A 14349-nucleotide genomic window follows, 5' to 3' on the forward strand; every position below is an offset into this window, starting at 1 on the left:
GCTTCGACAGATAAAAAGGAGCCATAGCATGCCGTTACACTATCAAAACCCTGTTATTCACGCCGATTACGCCGATCCTGATGTTATTCGGGTAGAAAATGATTTCTGGATGGTTTCATCCAGCTTTAATCAGCTCCCCGCTTTACCGATACTCCACTCACGCGACCTGATTCACTGGCGCATCGTTAACCATGCCGTTAAGCGGCTCCCGTCACCAGAATATGATGCTGTCCAGCACGGGAAGGGGGTCTGGGCACCGTCAATTCGCTATCACGATGGGCAGTTCTGGATTTTCTACAGCCTGCCGGATGACGGTATTTTTGTTACCCATACCCGTGACCCGCTTGGCGAATGGAGCACGCCGCGCTGCCTGAAAAAAGCGCCTGGCTGGATTGATCCCTGCCCGTTCTGGGACGAAGATGGAAGGGCGTGGCTGGTGCATGCTTTTGCGTATAGTCGCTGCGGCATTAAAAATAAGCTGCAACTGATTGAAATGGCACCGGATGCTTCCCGCCTGCTTGATGACGGACGGATTATTTTCGATGGCACGTCCTCACACCCGACGCTGGAAGGGCCAAAGCTCTATAAACATGCCAATGAATACTGGATTTTTGCGCCCGCGGGCGGCGTTAAACGCGGCTGGCAAACGGTATTACGCGCCGCACAGCTTTCGGGTCCGTGGCAGCACCGGGATGTGTTGCATCAGGGCGATACGGCGATTAATGGCCCACACCAGGGGGCATGGGTAGCGCTGGAGAATGGGGAACACTGGTTTTTCCATTTTCAGGACAAGGGCGTCTATGGCCGGGTCGTGCATTTGCAGCCCCTGCGCTGGCAGGAAGATGGCTGGCCCGCCATCGGTGAACCGCTGGGCAATGCGGGCAAAGGGCAGCCCGTCATCCTTCATCCCCGGCCTTCCTTACCGGTAATGCCTTGCTCACCACAAACCAGCGATGACTTCCCCGAAGGTAAGCCGGGCCTGCAATGGCAGTGGCAGGCTAACCCTCAGTCGCAGTGGCTTGAGGCCAGCACAGCGGGCCTGGCGCTGCGCTGTGCGCCCCATACCGGTAGCCTCTATACCTTGCCGCAGATGCTGTTGCAAAAATTTCCCGCTGAACGCTTTGTGGTCACCCTTTCACTGGAGAACCGGTTCAGCCAGTTGGGGGATGAAGCGGGCCTGATTATCTATGGCGAGCGTTTTGCCGCGCTGTGCCTGGTACGTGAAGCCTCTGGCGTGCGGTTATGGTTGCGCCATGGCTGGAACAGCGATAGGGGGGAACTGAGTGAATCCGTGTTGCCCATTTGCGACGACATGTCAGGGAACCCTGAACTAGGTTTCCATGTTGATTACGATGGTATCAGCCGTTTTTGCTACCGCGTTGCCGGTGAAGCGTGGCGGGAAGTAACTCCGGGTTTCTCTGCAGGGGCGGGGAAATGGGTTGGGGCCAGATTTGGCCTTTATGCCTGTGGGCAGGGGAGTGAGACGCAGGGGATGGCGCTGTTTTCGCACATCGTGGTGCGCGAGGCATAAAAAAACCGGGGCAGCATGCCTGCCCCGGCGGATAATGCGTTTAGTTGATGTAATAGCGGATACCGATACGGAATCGAACCTGGTCGTCATGGTTCTGATCCTGGTCCAGCCAGGCCACTTCGGCATACGGCATCCAGTTTTTATCCAGCCGATAGCGCGCCACAATGCTCGGTTCCCAGTGGGTTTTCTGTCCATTTGAGGCGTTGAAATCGTTGGCGTTGACGAAAAACTCCGGGTTTAACTGTAACCAGAGTTTATCCGTGGCCTGGTAGTTGAAGAACAGGTCAAACTGATGGCTATCGTTGTAGTTCATGTTGCCGTTGTAATCATGCTCTTTGTGGGTCATGTGGTTATAACGGTAGCGACTGCCAATACTGAAAACTTTGCTGACTTTATAATCCAGGCCTAAATACGGGGCGATTTTCGTGCCGTTACTGTCGATATCGGACAGTCCACCCGGCGTGAGCGTCCATTTATCGTTCAACGGAACAGGATACCACCCTTCATATTCCTGAAAGGTACTGCGCATCTGATCAAAATTTTGACCTAAATCGTACATCGCCGAAACCAGAATACCGGCACCGTTATCAAAAATATGTCCTGCGCCAATTTTATACTGGTTTTTCTCAGAGGCAGTGGTATGCGCGTAACGATTATCTACCCAGGTGGCGGCAGAGAAAGCGTTCATGGTAAATAAGGTTAGCGGTAAGGCAATGGTAAAATAAGTTGATTTTTTCATGGTTTGTCCATTTATTTATTAACAAGCATGGTCTTAACGCGCATCTGTAGCGTTATTTTTAAATTTAAAATACGGGTGCGGCGTGAGTCGTTATTATTTATCTGTGCCTCGATTGTGTTGATGGTTGAAAATATAAGTGCAAGTCACGTGCCAAATATTAACCTTATGAAATTTCGATAATTTATCTGGGTGCTTTTTGTTAGCGTTAGACACAATAAAGAATGTTGGAAATTGCTAAACACTAGCTTTGACCGTGCTCACATAAATTAAGGCTATTCTTAGGGGTGTTGGAAATTAAAATATTACCCGATGCTGTAGCGGTTCATTGTCCATCCAGCGTTTAAATTCAGCGATAATAAGATCGCCAAGCCTGCGCGTTTCATTATTTAGTGCGCCAGCAATATGGCTGGTCAGTAGAATATTGGGTAGCTGATAGAGCGGTGAGTTGAAAGCTGGTGGCTCCGGGGACGTCACATCCAGTAAGGCAGTCAGATCGGGGCGTTGCTGCATGACAGTGATAAGCTCTGCCTCGTTAACCTGCATCCCTCTGCCGGTATTAATAAACACCGCGCCGGGGCGCATTCGGCGAAATAAATCGCCATTGAGAATGTGTTTGTTGTCATCGCGATTGGGTAAATGGTTACTTACCACCAGCGCGGTTTCAAAGGCGGCTTCCAGACTTAAGGTTCGCTTCCCGGCGTGGGAAGGAACAGTGATCACCTCCAGTGCAAAGGGGTGAAGAAGCTGGGCCAGTGTCTGTGAAATAGCCCCTGCACCAATTAATGCGACGCGCTCATCATAGACACCGGGCGCGGGGTGCTGATAGTGTAACGGCGTAAAATCTGCGGGTGTCTGGTATTCTCGCTGATTACGAAAATACCCTTTGCAGGCCAGTAAGATCTGTGCGAGACAAAATTCCGCCACCGGTACGGCATTAGCGCGCCAGGCGCTGACGACGATAATGCCGCGTTTAATAAGTGTACTGGCGAAAGCATCCGTTTTCCCGGCGGCATAAAACAGAACTTTTAAATTTGGCAGGGCATCAAGCTGGGATTCATTAAGGGGAAACATGCCCCAACTCGAAAATATCACCTCAGTTTTTGCAAGCTCAGGAAGTCGTGCTGAAATATTTTGCTCGGTGATCGTCTGCGGATAAAACTGACACCAGTTGGAGAGTTGTTGTAAGCGCCCTGCGGAGAAAACCTGATTAAATTTTTCTGGTTGGTTGGTAAAACAGGCGGCGTATAACGTCATTATCAGTCCTGTTATGCCCCTCTTTTCTCAAGAGGGGCACGTAAATTAAATAATGCCGATACCTGCGGCAGCGAAGCCAAATATAATCAGGAATATAAGAATCTTATTTGGGCTGACCTTTTTATTGAGCATACGCAGGCACACCAGTACCAACAGCAGGGGAATAAGCCCAACGCAAATTTTGTCGAGAATATCCTGCAGCACGAAGGGCTGCCCGGCGATGGTCGTTTTAAAGGTGGTGGTAAATTTCACCATGCTGGCGCTCATTGCCCCGACCATCATTAGCCCCATTATCGCCGAGGCTTTGGTGACGCAACTTAACAACCCAGACTGTGTCGCTTCGGCAATATATTTCGACCCCAGCCGGTAGCCCATCACCCCGCCGTAATAGCGAATCAGGTAGCTTGGAATGTTATAAATCAGCAGGAACAGCAATGGCCCGAGCGGGTTGCCCTGAGACGCCAGGCCGATGGCGATACCGGTGGCGATAATGCGCAGAACGCCATAAAAGAAGGAGTCACCCACGCCTGCAAACGGCCCCATCAAGGCGACTTTGATACCGTTAATGCTGGACGTATCAAAGTTAGGGTTCGCCGCGTTCTCTTTTTCCATCGACAGCGTCAGGCCCATGATAAACGGTGCCAGATGCTGGTTGGTGTTGAAGAACTGGCTGTTGCGTTTTAACGCTTCCATATAGCGGTGCGGATCCGGATAAATCTTTTTCAGCATCGGCGCCAGCGCCCAGCCATAGCTTAGCCCTTCCATACGGGTAAAGTTCATCGTGCCCAACAGGGGGAACTGGCGAATAAAGAGCTGACGAAACAGCTTTTTCTCGCTTTTATCATCATCGCGGGCGGCGACGTTTTTCATGTGAATATCAGTCATTGAAGAACCCATCCTTATCATCAACAGACGCGGGCGCGGTGGTCGCGGCTTTCTGTTTGTTGGCTTTTAGCTGATTGAACTCGTTCAGGCACAGGTACACGGCAACGGAGGCGGCAATAATGGCGATGCCGATGATCGGCAGCTTGAGGTAGGCGGTCATTGCGAAGCCGATAAAGAAGAACGCGGCAATATTGCGGTTCCACAGGGCCTTGAGCAGGATGGCGAAACCCAGCGCAGGCAGCACGCCGCCCACCGCCGTCATGCCGCGCATAACAGTATCGGGAATGCTTTCCACCAGGCTGCGGATTACATCGGTGCCGAAAAGCACGCCAAAGAAGGCGATCACGGCGAAGGGTACGCCATAGAAGAAGGTCATACCGAGCACCAGTCCCAGCGCGGCGCGATCGCGCCCCTCTTCCAGCAGCGCATCATATTTTTCCACCAGACCGGTGTAGACCAGCTTGAGAACCTGGTAGACAAAAACGGCCAACAGGCTGATCGGCAGTGCGAGCGCGACGGCGACAGGCGGCTCGGCTTTGGTGAGGATAGTGAAGGCGGTTGCCAGAACGGAACCGACCGCCAGATCGGCAGGCACAGAGCCGCCAATCGTGATGGTACCCAGGAAAATCAGTTCCAGAGTGGCACCAATGATGATCCCCTGCTGAAAATCCCCCAACACCAGCCCCACCAGCGCACCGCAAATCAGTGGGCGCTCCACAAGCGGCTGGCCGAGGGTATGGTCGGCGGTCTTGGCGAAGAACATAACAAGGGCAACGAGTATGGCTGACGTTAACATAGCGGCCTCTCTTAACCGGCGTGGTTCAGCATTTCAATCAGGTTTTTGACCGGATGAGACGGTAAAACCTGGTAGTCCACCTGCACACCGCGTTCGGCGATGGCGTGGAAATCCGTGACATCTTCCGGGGTGACGTAGACGGTATCGCTGATGCGGGTTTTCGCCGCCAGGTTGTCGGTGATGCGCCCATAATTGGCAACGTTAAGCGCTTTGATCGCCGGTACCTGCTCGATCAGACGGCGGGCATCAGCGGCGTTATTTACGATAACCATAATTTTCATCGCCTCTGAACGTGGGTCATTCAGAACATCACCTGCATCGCTCACCGCCATGATGGCGCATTTCGCCGTATCCGGTGCGGCCATGCGCAGGGACATCTTCTGGACTTCGTTATTCACAATCTGATCGTTGGCAACCAGAATGCGGTTAACACCCAGATGCTTGGTCCAGACAACCGCGACCTGGCCGTGGATTAATCGGTCATCAATTCTTATTAGCGAAATCATTACGTACTCCTGTTTTTGTTTTACCAGTAGGGTGTCCAGACGCGGGAAAGGCGTACCAGGGCTTCAAACCAGAAGTAGTCGCCCCAAAGATTCGGTACGTTGATGCCCATATCACGGCCAAAGTTGTAAACGCCTTCGCGCAAGAGGCCGTCTTCGTTATGCGCAAAGTAATGAGCCTGAAGGTGACGCATCATCAGGCTGATAGCATTGAGGTAAGCCGGACGCAGCGAATCGGTCAGCGGCAGGTGTTTAAGCAGTTCCGCCATACCGCAAACGGCAATCGCAGCGGCTGAGGTGTCCCGGTACGCGTGGTCCTGGGCGGTGAAGATTAAATCCCAGTAGCACACACCATCTTCCGGCAGACGATTAAGGAAATAATGCGTCAGCTTGCGGGAGAGCTCTGACAGCGCAGGGTTGCCCGTGTGTTGAAAACCCAGCGCAAAACCGTAGATGCCCCACGCCTGGCCGCGTGCCCAGCATGAACTGTCGCTGAACCCCTGATGGGTATCGCCGCGCAGTGGTTCGCCGTTCGAGATATCCATATAGAACGTATGGAACGTCGAGGCATCTTCGCGCACCAGATAACGGGCTGCCTGGGCCAGGTGGCGTGTGGCCGCGTCGCGCCAGTCGGTATTTCCGGTTTCATTAGCGGCCCAAAAGAGCAGGGGAACGTTGAGATTACAGTCGATAATCATTCGCCCCTGGCGCGCCGGGTCGTTTAAATCCCCCCACGCCTGAATAACGCCCGCCGTGCTGTTGAAACGCCGATAAAGCAGGTCCGCCGCCCGCAGCGCCAGGGCGCGTGCTCGGGTGTTACCGGTGAGCCGCCAGCTATTCACGCAGGAAAGCAGATACAAAAAACCGAGGTCGTGGGTATCGACTTTAATCTGCTTATCCAGGCGCTCTTCAAAGTTATCGAGAAAACCCTCTGCGACGCGACGGTATTTCTCTTCTCCCGTGAGTTCCCAGGCGAGCCACAACAGGCCAGTCCAGAAGCCTTCCGTCCAGTCCACTTTCTCAACGGGGGGATAGAAGCCGCCTTGCGCGCTGGCCGACGGGAACGTCTGGCTAAAGCGCGGCAGCATGGCATCAATGCTGCTGAGCACATCAGCGATTGCGTCATTGAGCCAGGCTTTGTCCAGTGCGGGCTGTGGTGCGAAGTAGCGGCAGTCCAGCCTTTCCAGGATGACGCTCATAGGTTGCTCTCCATCGCAAAGAAATCGTCCGCATTGTCCCGGTGAGCGGCAAGCGTCGCCTGGCGCGCCGCCATGATCTCTGGCACAACGTTCATGTATTGCATGGCGTCCCTTGCCGCCCGAATCGCATCCTGCAGGCGGTCTTCTGTCCGCGCATGTTCTGACATACAAAATTCCATCAGCATGATCAGGTTCGCGCCGCTGATGACATGCATATGCGGATATTTCACCATCAATTGCACCGCAGTATTGTTGACGCTGCCGCCCTGCATATCGGTAAACAGCACCAGCTCATTGCCGCGGCGTGCGGCTTCGCTGGCGATAGTCTCAAAATGGTGGCCAAGTTCTGCTGTTGACCCAATCTCCCCGCAATAGGCGCAAATGGGGATGACGCCGTGGTCTTCGCCAATTAATAAATTCAGGCCGGAAATAATGCCTTCGGCATAGCGGCCATGACTTGCGATATAAATCTCTCGCATCAGGTATTCCTTCATTTTTTCTGGGTGCGGGGAATATTTTGCAAGCGGTGTGCCAGAAATTTAATTTGTTGTTTTAAATGGTTTTTTAATAATTTTTGGACGCTGGAATTACTGTTGAAAGCAGTGCTTTTGGCTAGCGTCGAAAGGGAAAATGCGCGTGTCGCCCGGGTGCTTTGCTTATCCGGGCGACGAACTGACCTAAACGGCGTCGGTGGTGATCCACGGCTCCATAATTTCATAAATCATCAGCACTTCGGTGAGCGGCACGGCGAGATGGTATTTACGGTTCAGGGCCTGGAAGAAGGTGTCGTGGACGGCTACAAACGCTTGTTGCTCCAGCGCTAATTCGACGTCATCCCGATGACGCATGCCGGTATTGACCATCACGCGCTCAATCATCAGGGCGATGTGCATAAAGAGATTGATGCGCAGATAACTCTCGAAATGGATTTTATAAAAGGACTCGTATTGCTTAATGACCGATTCAACTTCGTCGATGATGATCACCGGATTGAGGAAATTCAGACGGCTGGCAACGCCTTCGACGGTAAACAGTTTCACCACTTCTTCCACCATCGGTTCGAGGCTGTCTTCTACTACCAGGTCCGTAAAATAGTCGCGGCGTAGCACCTGCGTTTTTTCTTTAATTAGCTGTTCGACACTCAGCAGCGGAATATAGCCTGCCTCCAGATCGGTAGTGGTGATGATAAGTCTTGTGCCGTTCAGGGCCGGGTCAGCTCGGGCAATTTTCCATTTCAGATCGTCGTATTCCATGGTGACGATGTCGATCTCTTCCCGGGCCAGGTAGCGGCTTAAAATATCTTTCAGCTTGCGCGATATCCCTTCCCCCGAGATGCAGGAGATGATGATTTTATTGCCGGGAAGTACGCCTGCGTAATAGCGGGTCTCGATTTCATAGGCCCCTTTTACGCCCTCGATAATTTCTTCCATCGGCAGTTGGCTTTGTATTTTCCCGGCGATATCCAGCGCCATGGCCGTGCTGACGTTATTAATAACCAGCAGCTCGCCGTGCAGATGGAGTTTGATCTCTTCATAGATCTCTTTTAGCGAGCCCATATCGACCAGAATAATGAGCCCCGCCCCTTGTTTCAGGGCCGCCAGATGGGCAATCAGCAAATCGATAATATCGCGCGTTGACGTGGCCCACGGCATATCAAACGCGTTGAAGTAATACCCACCGGTCAACTGGTTGGCGATACCGGCGATGCTGGAAGCGGTTGAACGCCCGTGCGACACGATAACGCCCTGAATGGCATCGTCTTCGCCCGCTAACTTATTAAGAGCACAGCTCAGCAGCGGCAAAAGAATGGGCAGAGGTCTGTCGGTCACGTGTTTGTTGAGCAGAGTGACGCAGCTTTCCGCCAGCAGACGCGCCTTGCAGGAGACATAGTCTGTGGCAGCCTGCAACTCTGCGGTTTGCGCTTCATCGTGCGTGACGTGTAGCGCCCAGATCAGGCAAAGCCAGATGGCCTTGCGAAGTTCCTGGCCACACTCCACGCCGGTCTGCGTTTCCAGTTCGTTGATGGCATGCATCGTATTTTGCCAGATATAGCCCGTAAACACGCTGTCCTGAGCGATGACGCCATGCACGGTAGTCAGCAGTTGCTCCAGTTTACGGTTTAACAGCATCACATTGCCGCTGTGGCAAAACTCGCGAAAGATAACGTCATCGCGCATCGCTTTCGGGAGCAGGGTGGCGATATCCAGCGCTGCGGATTTTCCTTTCGCCGCAATCACCAGCACCTCACCGCTGGGGCGCGACGTCTGCAAGGTGATAAAGGGACTTTGCTGCTGCTCGCTCCAGGCGCTGGCGGCCATCACTTTGATCTGATTCTTTAACTCGCCAATATTGCCGCGCACCGGGGACATCACCAGTTGGTGCATTAACTGCGTGTCCAGGTGGATATCACGACTCAGGCTGGCTGCTTCTGCTTGCAGGAAATGTTCGACCTGCGCCACGCGCTCGGTGAGTGGGCGGGAAATGTAGTTGGGTAACGTAACGCGTACCGGGATGCGCCGCCGGAAGGTGTTTAATAACACGGTGTCGATATTTTCCGTGGTGGCGAAGATAAAGCGCAGCGTGGCAGGGTGGCGCGTGCGGTTATCGCCAAGACGGTAAAAGTAGCCCTTATCCATAAACAGAAAGAGCTTCTCCTGATTTTCCGCTGAGAGACGATGCACCTCATCCAGAAATAAAAAGCCGCCGTCTGCTTCATCAAACGCGCCACGCTTTTCCCGGTCTGCGCCGGTAAAAGCCCCGCGCGTGTAACCGAACAGCGTGGCTGACAGCAGTTCCGGGTTATTGGCGTAATCCGCGCAGTTGAGTTCAATAAATGGCTTATCGGTAGAAATCACGCCGCGCTCCAGTGCGTACTGCCAGATAAGCGACGCCAGATGGCTTTTGCCGACACCACTCTCACCGGAAAGCAAAATGGGTAGACCGCTTTTGGGGTAATCCACTGCCGAACGACACAACGACACGATCTCTTCGAGACTTCCCTGTGCGCCAATCAGTCGACTGAAGGCATCACTGCTTTTCGACACTGGCATCGGACGATGGGGTTGGGTGGCGGCTGCATCGTTCACAAAAAAGCGTACCGGGCGGGTATTATCTTTCTGTAATTTCCCGTCGTCACACAGCCGATTGAGGTAGTGGCTGATGACGCTGCGATTCACGTGCATGAAGTCAGCACAGTCCTGAGCGGTAAATCCCGCCGTATGATTCGCATAGTGCGTTAAAATATTCTGGAAGAGTTTTTCTTTGGCAGACAGTGCCATCTCAGCGCCCCACAAATGCCAGCAGCGCCCAGTGTCGATTTGTTTTCGACACTAGACACTAATAAAGTGATTGAACACTGTTTACTTTCTACCGACATGCAGGAAAATGAAACTCTGTTTTAATCAGAGTGTGACGGGACTCGCAACGGTTTTTTATGCCACTCCTGCCAGGCGCAACAGCGCGGTGACCACGGCGGCAGAGAGGATCACCACGATAAGCGGCATTTTGCGCCAGGCGAGAAACAGGGCAAACATCACTCCCAGCACGCGGGCCATACCGGCGAAATGTTCGCCTTCATACAGCGTTGCCGCCAGCGCCACGGCGAACAGTAACGTGGTCGCCGCATCGGATAACAGTGCCTGGGCGCGTTCCGACAGCGCCAGTTTATTGCCAAGCCGGGCGCCGCCAAAACGCATCAGGTAAGTACCCACCGACAGCACCGCAATACCGATAATGACCAGCGTGGTATTCGCCATTATTTCTTCCTCGTAAGCAGGCCAAATAAAGAAAACAGCACCGGCAAGCCCACAGGGGCAAAAGGCACGGCGGCAAGGGAGAGAACGGCTCCGCTGGCAGCGCGAATCAGTGTGGTTTTCTTTTTCAGTGCCGGCAGCACCAGCGCCAGCAGGATAGCCGGGAAGACCGCATCCAGCCCGATGGTTTCCGGGGCGGGTAGCAGTTTCCCAACCCCAGCGCCAACAATAACGCCAAGCGGCCAAAGCAGGGCGACGCCCGTCCCGCACAGCCAGTAGGCGGCTTTACGCTGTTCCGGCGTCGGTTGTGCCAGGCCAAACACGACACTTTCATCATTCATAATGTGACAGCCGAAGAAAGCCTTCGCCCGCGTGCCCACCAGGTCGCGCACCGTGACGCCAAAGGGAAGATGGCGGGCATTCACCAGCAACCCGGCAAGCGCCGCCGCCAGCGGATTGCCGCCGCTGGCGACAATGCCGATAAACATGAATTCGGAGGCGCCAGCCAAAACCAGCGTGGAAAGGGCAAGGGGAACCCACAGCGGAAAACCGTAGGCCATCGCCAGTGAACCGTAGGAGATGCCGACCACGCCAACCGCCAGACAGACCAGCAAAATGGCTCTGATCGTATCGCCTGTAAGATTTGAGAAGTTGTGTTTGAACATACAATTTTTTGGCTATATCGAACGAATATTCATTATAATGAACACATCGGGTTCGTTTTTCAAGAAGAACGATTCGTTCATTTTATAGAACACTGGAGCCGTGTAATGACACAGCCTATTAGCGTGATCGCCAAAAGTCTGGTACGAGAACGCCTGCGAACCGGGCTTTCACTGGCGGAAATTGCCCGCCGTGCCGGAATTGCCAAATCCACACTTTCCCAGCTTGAGGCCGGCAACGGCAACCCGAGTATTGAGACTCTGTGGTCTCTGTGCGTGGCGCTGGATATCCCCTTTGCCCGCCTTCTGGAGCCGCAAGCCGCCAAAACACAGGTCATTCGCCGTGGCGAGGGGACGAAAGTGGTCGCCGAACTGGCGCATTACCAGGCGACACTGCTTGCAACCTGCCCGCCGGGGGCGCGACGCGATATCTATTTTCTTGATACTCAACCCGGGGCTGACCGTATTTCGCAGCCGCATCCGCCCGGTTCAGTTGAGCACATTATCGTGACCCGTGGTCGGGCGATGGTGGGGCTGACGGAAGCGCCAGAAGAATTAAGTGAAGGTGACTACATCTGTTACCCGGCGGATCTGCCACATATTTTTAAGGCGCTGGAGCCGGATACCCAGGCTATCCTGGTGGCGGAACAGAATTAAGTTATCCCTGCGTGTTTTGCTGACACGCAGGTCATTTATCGCCTGCTTCTCTCTAATTCACCCTCATTAATAGTACGAATAACGCCTGAAAATACAGCTTTCCGCTTTTTATCCTGCCATTTTTGTTTGGTTCCGTTTTGCCTGGAAACATGAGATTGATGTCACTCTTAAAACGGTATGCGGTTCGTATACTTCTATTGTGATTTCGGGGTTTATTATGTTTCTTGAAGAACGAAGACATCGTATCTGGCAATATTTGAATGAAAATGAACGTGGGAATGTTAATTATTTTTCCACGCTTTATGGCGTGTCTAAAGAAACGATACGCAGTGATTTAAATATTTTGGCGGAAATGGGGCTGGTGAAACGGTGCCACGGCGGGGCAATTATTTTGCGGCGAAGTTTGCAGGCAGAATTGATCTCCGAGACAGGGCCGGGATTTGAAGTTTTACTCCAGCAAATAGACCACCGTAAACCGCAGAACGATCATCAACAAAAAGGAAAAACCATGCAGGGTAAGGTCTGTGTTTTCGGTTCATTTAATGTCGATATTGTTGCGCGAGTGGAGCGCTTCCCACGCGGTGGCGAGTCCTTGCTGGCCCTGGCCAGCAGCCTGGGGCCGGGCGGTAAAGGCGCCAATCAGGCCACGGCGGCAAGTAAGGCCGGGGCAAAAGTGCATTTTGCGGCGAAAGTGGGTAAAGACCAGTTTAGCCAACTTGCTGCCGACCATTTAAATGCGTCCGAAATTCACTCTTATACCTTGTATCAATCCGACAGTGAGCCTACCGGTAATGCAATTATTTATGTCTCGCAGGAAAATGGCGAGAATATGATTGCCATTTATTCGGGTGCCAATAAAACCATTACGCACAGTGAAGTTCAGGCTATTTCTTCTGAATTATCTTCATCGGATGTACTGTTGGTGCAACTGGAAAATAACCTTGATGCTACTGTGGCATTAATTCAAATTGCCCATGAGCTTGGTAAGACAGTCATTCTTAATCCGGCGCCGTGCTCTGATGAGATAATTTCATGCTTGCCGTTTGTTGATGTCATTACTCCTAATGAAACCGAGGCGTCTTTATTATCCGGCGTTGAGGTTCGCGATATCGATACCGCAAAAGAAGCGGCATTAATTATTGCCGGAATGGGGGTGAAAAAAGTCCTCATTACGATGGGATCACGCGGCGCATTGTTACTGGATAACAAACAATTTAGCCATATTCGCGCTTTCCCTGCCGTTACCGTCGATACCACCGGTGCCGGCGATGCGTTTAATGGTGCGCTGGCAGCGTCACTTGCCGCCGGAAACAGTCTGGTTCAGGCCGCGACCTGGGCCTCTGCATTTGCCTCTCTCGCCGTTGAGCTGGAGGGCGCATCCAATATGCCTGACTTCGAACAGGCAACAACACGACTCCGTACTCACAACTAATTCAGGACGAGAAAATGAAAACCATTAACGGTATTGTTCCGGTCATGTTGACCCCTTTCACGGCCGATGAGCAGATTGACTACCCGGCGCTGGCGAAACTGATCGACTGGTATCTGGAGAAAGGCGTCGACGCGCTGTTTGCCGTTTGCCAGTCCAGCGAAATGCAGTTCCTTTCCTTGCAAGAGCGTGTAGAGCTCGCCCGCTTTGTGGTGCAGCACGTTGATGGACGTATTCCGGTGATCGCCTCCGGCCATATCAGCGATGATATCGCCGCGCAGAAAGAAGAGTTGCTGGCGATGGCGCAGACCAACATTGATGCGCTGGTACTGGTCACTAACCATCTTGATCCGCGCAACGAGGGGAGCGAGACCTTTTTTGCCACCCTGAATACGCTGCTCGACGCCCTGCCAAAAGAACTGCCGCTGGGGCTTTATGAATGCCCGGCGCCGTATCGTCGTCTGCTGACGGATGATGAATTTAGCTGGTGCGCCAACAGTGGTCGTTTTGTGGTACTGAAAGATGTGAGCTGCGATCTGCCGACCGTCGAACGCCGCGTCAAACTGGCGCAGGGCACCCCGCTGAATGTTATCAATGCCAATGCCGCCATCGCCTGGCCTGCCATTCTGGCGGGTTCGCAGGGGTTCAGCGGTGTGTTCACTAACTTCCATCCAGAGCTGTATAGCTGGCTGTGGCATAACGGCAAAACGCAGCGCGCACTTGCCGACGAACTGGCGATTTTCCTCTCGCTGGGCGCCGTAACCGAGACCCTTGGCTACCCCAAAAACGCCAAAATCTATCACCAGCGTCTGGGGACGTTTGACGATGTGACCTGCCGGGTAAACAAAGATGATGTGCTGGCGAAATTCTGGGGGCTGACGGTGATCCTCGATCAAATCCGTGCAGGCACTGAGCTTTGGCAGACGCGCCTTGCGCGCTAAT

14 protein-coding genes are annotated in these 14349 nt (G+C 53.2%); 4 read left to right on the forward strand and 10 right to left on the reverse strand.

The features are described from left to right. The first annotated feature begins 28 nt into the window (after window positions 1–28). The gene (locus tag ABU190_RS21060) at window positions 29–1531 is read left to right on the forward strand and encodes a glycoside hydrolase 43 family protein (protein WP_354692298.1); all 1503 of its coding nucleotides are present in this window, start codon (window positions 29–31) and stop codon (window positions 1529–1531) included. 40 nt (window positions 1532–1571) lie between these two features. Here the strand turns inward: ABU190_RS21060 and ABU190_RS21065 are convergent, their stop codons facing one another. From ABU190_RS21065 to ABU190_RS21110, 10 genes are all read right to left on the reverse strand, one after another. Beyond that, complete coding sequence (locus ABU190_RS21065) at window positions 1572–2270, reverse strand: oligogalacturonate-specific porin KdgM family protein (RefSeq protein ID WP_039077345.1); 699 nt, start codon at window positions 2268–2270, stop codon at window positions 1572–1574. Between the two features lie 294 nt (window positions 2271–2564). Then, the gene (locus tag ABU190_RS21070; protein ID WP_354692299.1) at window positions 2565–3524 is read right to left on the reverse strand and encodes a hydroxyacid dehydrogenase; all 960 of its coding nucleotides are present in this window, start codon (window positions 3522–3524) and stop codon (window positions 2565–2567) included. 45 nt (window positions 3525–3569) lie between these two features. Continuing rightward, window positions 3570–4409, reverse strand: coding sequence for a PTS system mannose/fructose/sorbose family transporter subunit IID (locus ABU190_RS21075; protein WP_052249191.1), 840 nt, complete (start codon window positions 4407–4409; stop codon window positions 3570–3572). Beyond that, window positions 4402–5205, reverse strand: coding sequence for a PTS sugar transporter subunit IIC (locus ABU190_RS21080; protein WP_039077343.1), 804 nt, complete (start codon window positions 5203–5205; stop codon window positions 4402–4404). The genes ABU190_RS21075 and ABU190_RS21080 overlap by 8 nt, the downstream gene beginning before the upstream one ends. Before the next feature lie 11 nt (window positions 5206–5216). Further along, window positions 5217–5711 carry a PTS sugar transporter subunit IIB gene (locus ABU190_RS21085; protein ID WP_354692300.1) on the reverse strand — a complete coding sequence of 165 codons (495 nt, stop codon included), beginning with the start codon at window positions 5709–5711 and terminating at the stop codon, window positions 5217–5219. A gap of 20 nt (window positions 5712–5731) precedes the next feature. Beyond that, a complete protein-coding gene (locus tag ABU190_RS21090; protein ID WP_354692301.1) occupies window positions 5732–6907 on the reverse strand; it encodes a glycoside hydrolase family 88 protein in 1176 nt (391 codons plus the stop codon). Beyond that, on the reverse strand, window positions 6904–7386 hold the full coding sequence (locus tag ABU190_RS21095) for a PTS fructose transporter subunit IIA (RefSeq protein ID WP_354692302.1): 483 nt from the start codon (window positions 7384–7386) through the stop codon (window positions 6904–6906). The genes ABU190_RS21090 and ABU190_RS21095 overlap by 4 nt, the downstream gene beginning before the upstream one ends. Before the next feature lie 198 nt (window positions 7387–7584). Continuing rightward, complete coding sequence (locus ABU190_RS21100) at window positions 7585–10185, reverse strand: sigma 54-interacting transcriptional regulator (protein WP_354692303.1); 2601 nt, start codon at window positions 10183–10185, stop codon at window positions 7585–7587. A gap of 153 nt (window positions 10186–10338) precedes the next feature. Continuing rightward, complete coding sequence (locus ABU190_RS21105) at window positions 10339–10662, reverse strand: AzlD domain-containing protein (protein WP_039077338.1); 324 nt, start codon at window positions 10660–10662, stop codon at window positions 10339–10341. Beyond that, window positions 10662–11324 carry an AzlC family ABC transporter permease gene (locus tag ABU190_RS21110; RefSeq protein WP_107223611.1) on the reverse strand — a complete coding sequence of 221 codons (663 nt, stop codon included), beginning with the start codon at window positions 11322–11324 and terminating at the stop codon, window positions 10662–10664. The genes ABU190_RS21105 and ABU190_RS21110 overlap by 1 nt, the downstream gene beginning before the upstream one ends. 105 nt (window positions 11325–11429) lie before the next feature. On the opposite strand from ABU190_RS21110, the gene ABU190_RS21115 reads away from it, so the two are divergent. The 3 genes from ABU190_RS21115 (at window position 11430) to ABU190_RS21125 (ending at window position 14348) form a co-directional block, all read left to right on the forward strand. Continuing rightward, window positions 11430–11978, forward strand: coding sequence for an XRE family transcriptional regulator (locus ABU190_RS21115; protein WP_039077336.1), 549 nt, complete (start codon window positions 11430–11432; stop codon window positions 11976–11978). A gap of 217 nt (window positions 11979–12195) precedes the next feature. Beyond that, window positions 12196–13410: a PfkB family carbohydrate kinase gene (locus tag ABU190_RS21120; protein ID WP_107223610.1), complete on the forward strand. Its 1215-nt coding sequence runs from the start codon at window positions 12196–12198 to the stop codon at window positions 13408–13410. Between the two features lie 14 nt (window positions 13411–13424). Further along, window positions 13425–14348, forward strand: a complete 924-nt coding sequence (locus ABU190_RS21125) for a dihydrodipicolinate synthase family protein (protein ID WP_039077334.1) — start codon at window positions 13425–13427, stop codon at window positions 14346–14348. The last annotated feature ends 1 nt before the right edge of the window (window position 14349 follow it).

Source organism: Phytobacter sp. RSE-02, from assembly GCF_040578655.1.
GTDB classification, from domain to species: Bacteria; Pseudomonadota; Gammaproteobacteria; order Enterobacterales; family Enterobacteriaceae; genus Phytobacter; species Phytobacter diazotrophicus.

Excerpts from the sequence above, each read along its gene's own strand:
- ABU190_RS21110 (WP_107223611.1), bottom strand. The coding sequence starts at position 11,324 with ATGTTCAAACACAACTTCTCAAATCTTACAGGCGATACGATCAGAGCC.
- ABU190_RS21070 (WP_354692299.1), bottom strand. The coding sequence starts at position 3,524 with ATGACGTTATACGCCGCCTGTTTTACCAACCAACCAGAAAAATTTAAT.
- ABU190_RS21080 (WP_039077343.1), bottom strand. The coding sequence starts at position 5,205 with ATGTTAACGTCAGCCATACTCGTTGCCCTTGTTATGTTCTTCGCCAAG.
- ABU190_RS21105 (WP_039077338.1), bottom strand. The coding sequence starts at position 10,662 with ATGGCGAATACCACGCTGGTCATTATCGGTATTGCGGTGCTGTCGGTG.
- ABU190_RS21095 (WP_354692302.1), bottom strand. The coding sequence starts at position 7,386 with ATGCGAGAGATTTATATCGCAAGTCATGGCCGCTATGCCGAAGGCATT.
- ABU190_RS21125 (WP_039077334.1), top strand. The coding sequence starts at position 13,425 with ATGAAAACCATTAACGGTATTGTTCCGGTCATGTTGACCCCTTTCACG.
- ABU190_RS21065 (WP_039077345.1), bottom strand. The coding sequence starts at position 2,270 with ATGAAAAAATCAACTTATTTTACCATTGCCTTACCGCTAACCTTATTT.
- ABU190_RS21090 (WP_354692301.1), bottom strand. The coding sequence starts at position 6,907 with ATGAGCGTCATCCTGGAAAGGCTGGACTGCCGCTACTTCGCACCACAG.
- ABU190_RS21120 (WP_107223610.1), top strand. The coding sequence starts at position 12,196 with ATGTTTCTTGAAGAACGAAGACATCGTATCTGGCAATATTTGAATGAA.
- ABU190_RS21100 (WP_354692303.1), bottom strand. The coding sequence starts at position 10,185 with ATGGCACTGTCTGCCAAAGAAAAACTCTTCCAGAATATTTTAACGCAC.
- ABU190_RS21085 (WP_354692300.1), bottom strand. The coding sequence starts at position 5,711 with ATGATTTCGCTAATAAGAATTGATGACCGATTAATCCACGGCCAGGTC.
- ABU190_RS21115 (WP_039077336.1), top strand. The coding sequence starts at position 11,430 with ATGACACAGCCTATTAGCGTGATCGCCAAAAGTCTGGTACGAGAACGC.
- ABU190_RS21075 (WP_052249191.1), bottom strand. The coding sequence starts at position 4,409 with ATGACTGATATTCACATGAAAAACGTCGCCGCCCGCGATGATGATAAA.
- ABU190_RS21060 (WP_354692298.1), top strand. The coding sequence starts at position 29 with ATGCCGTTACACTATCAAAACCCTGTTATTCACGCCGATTACGCCGAT.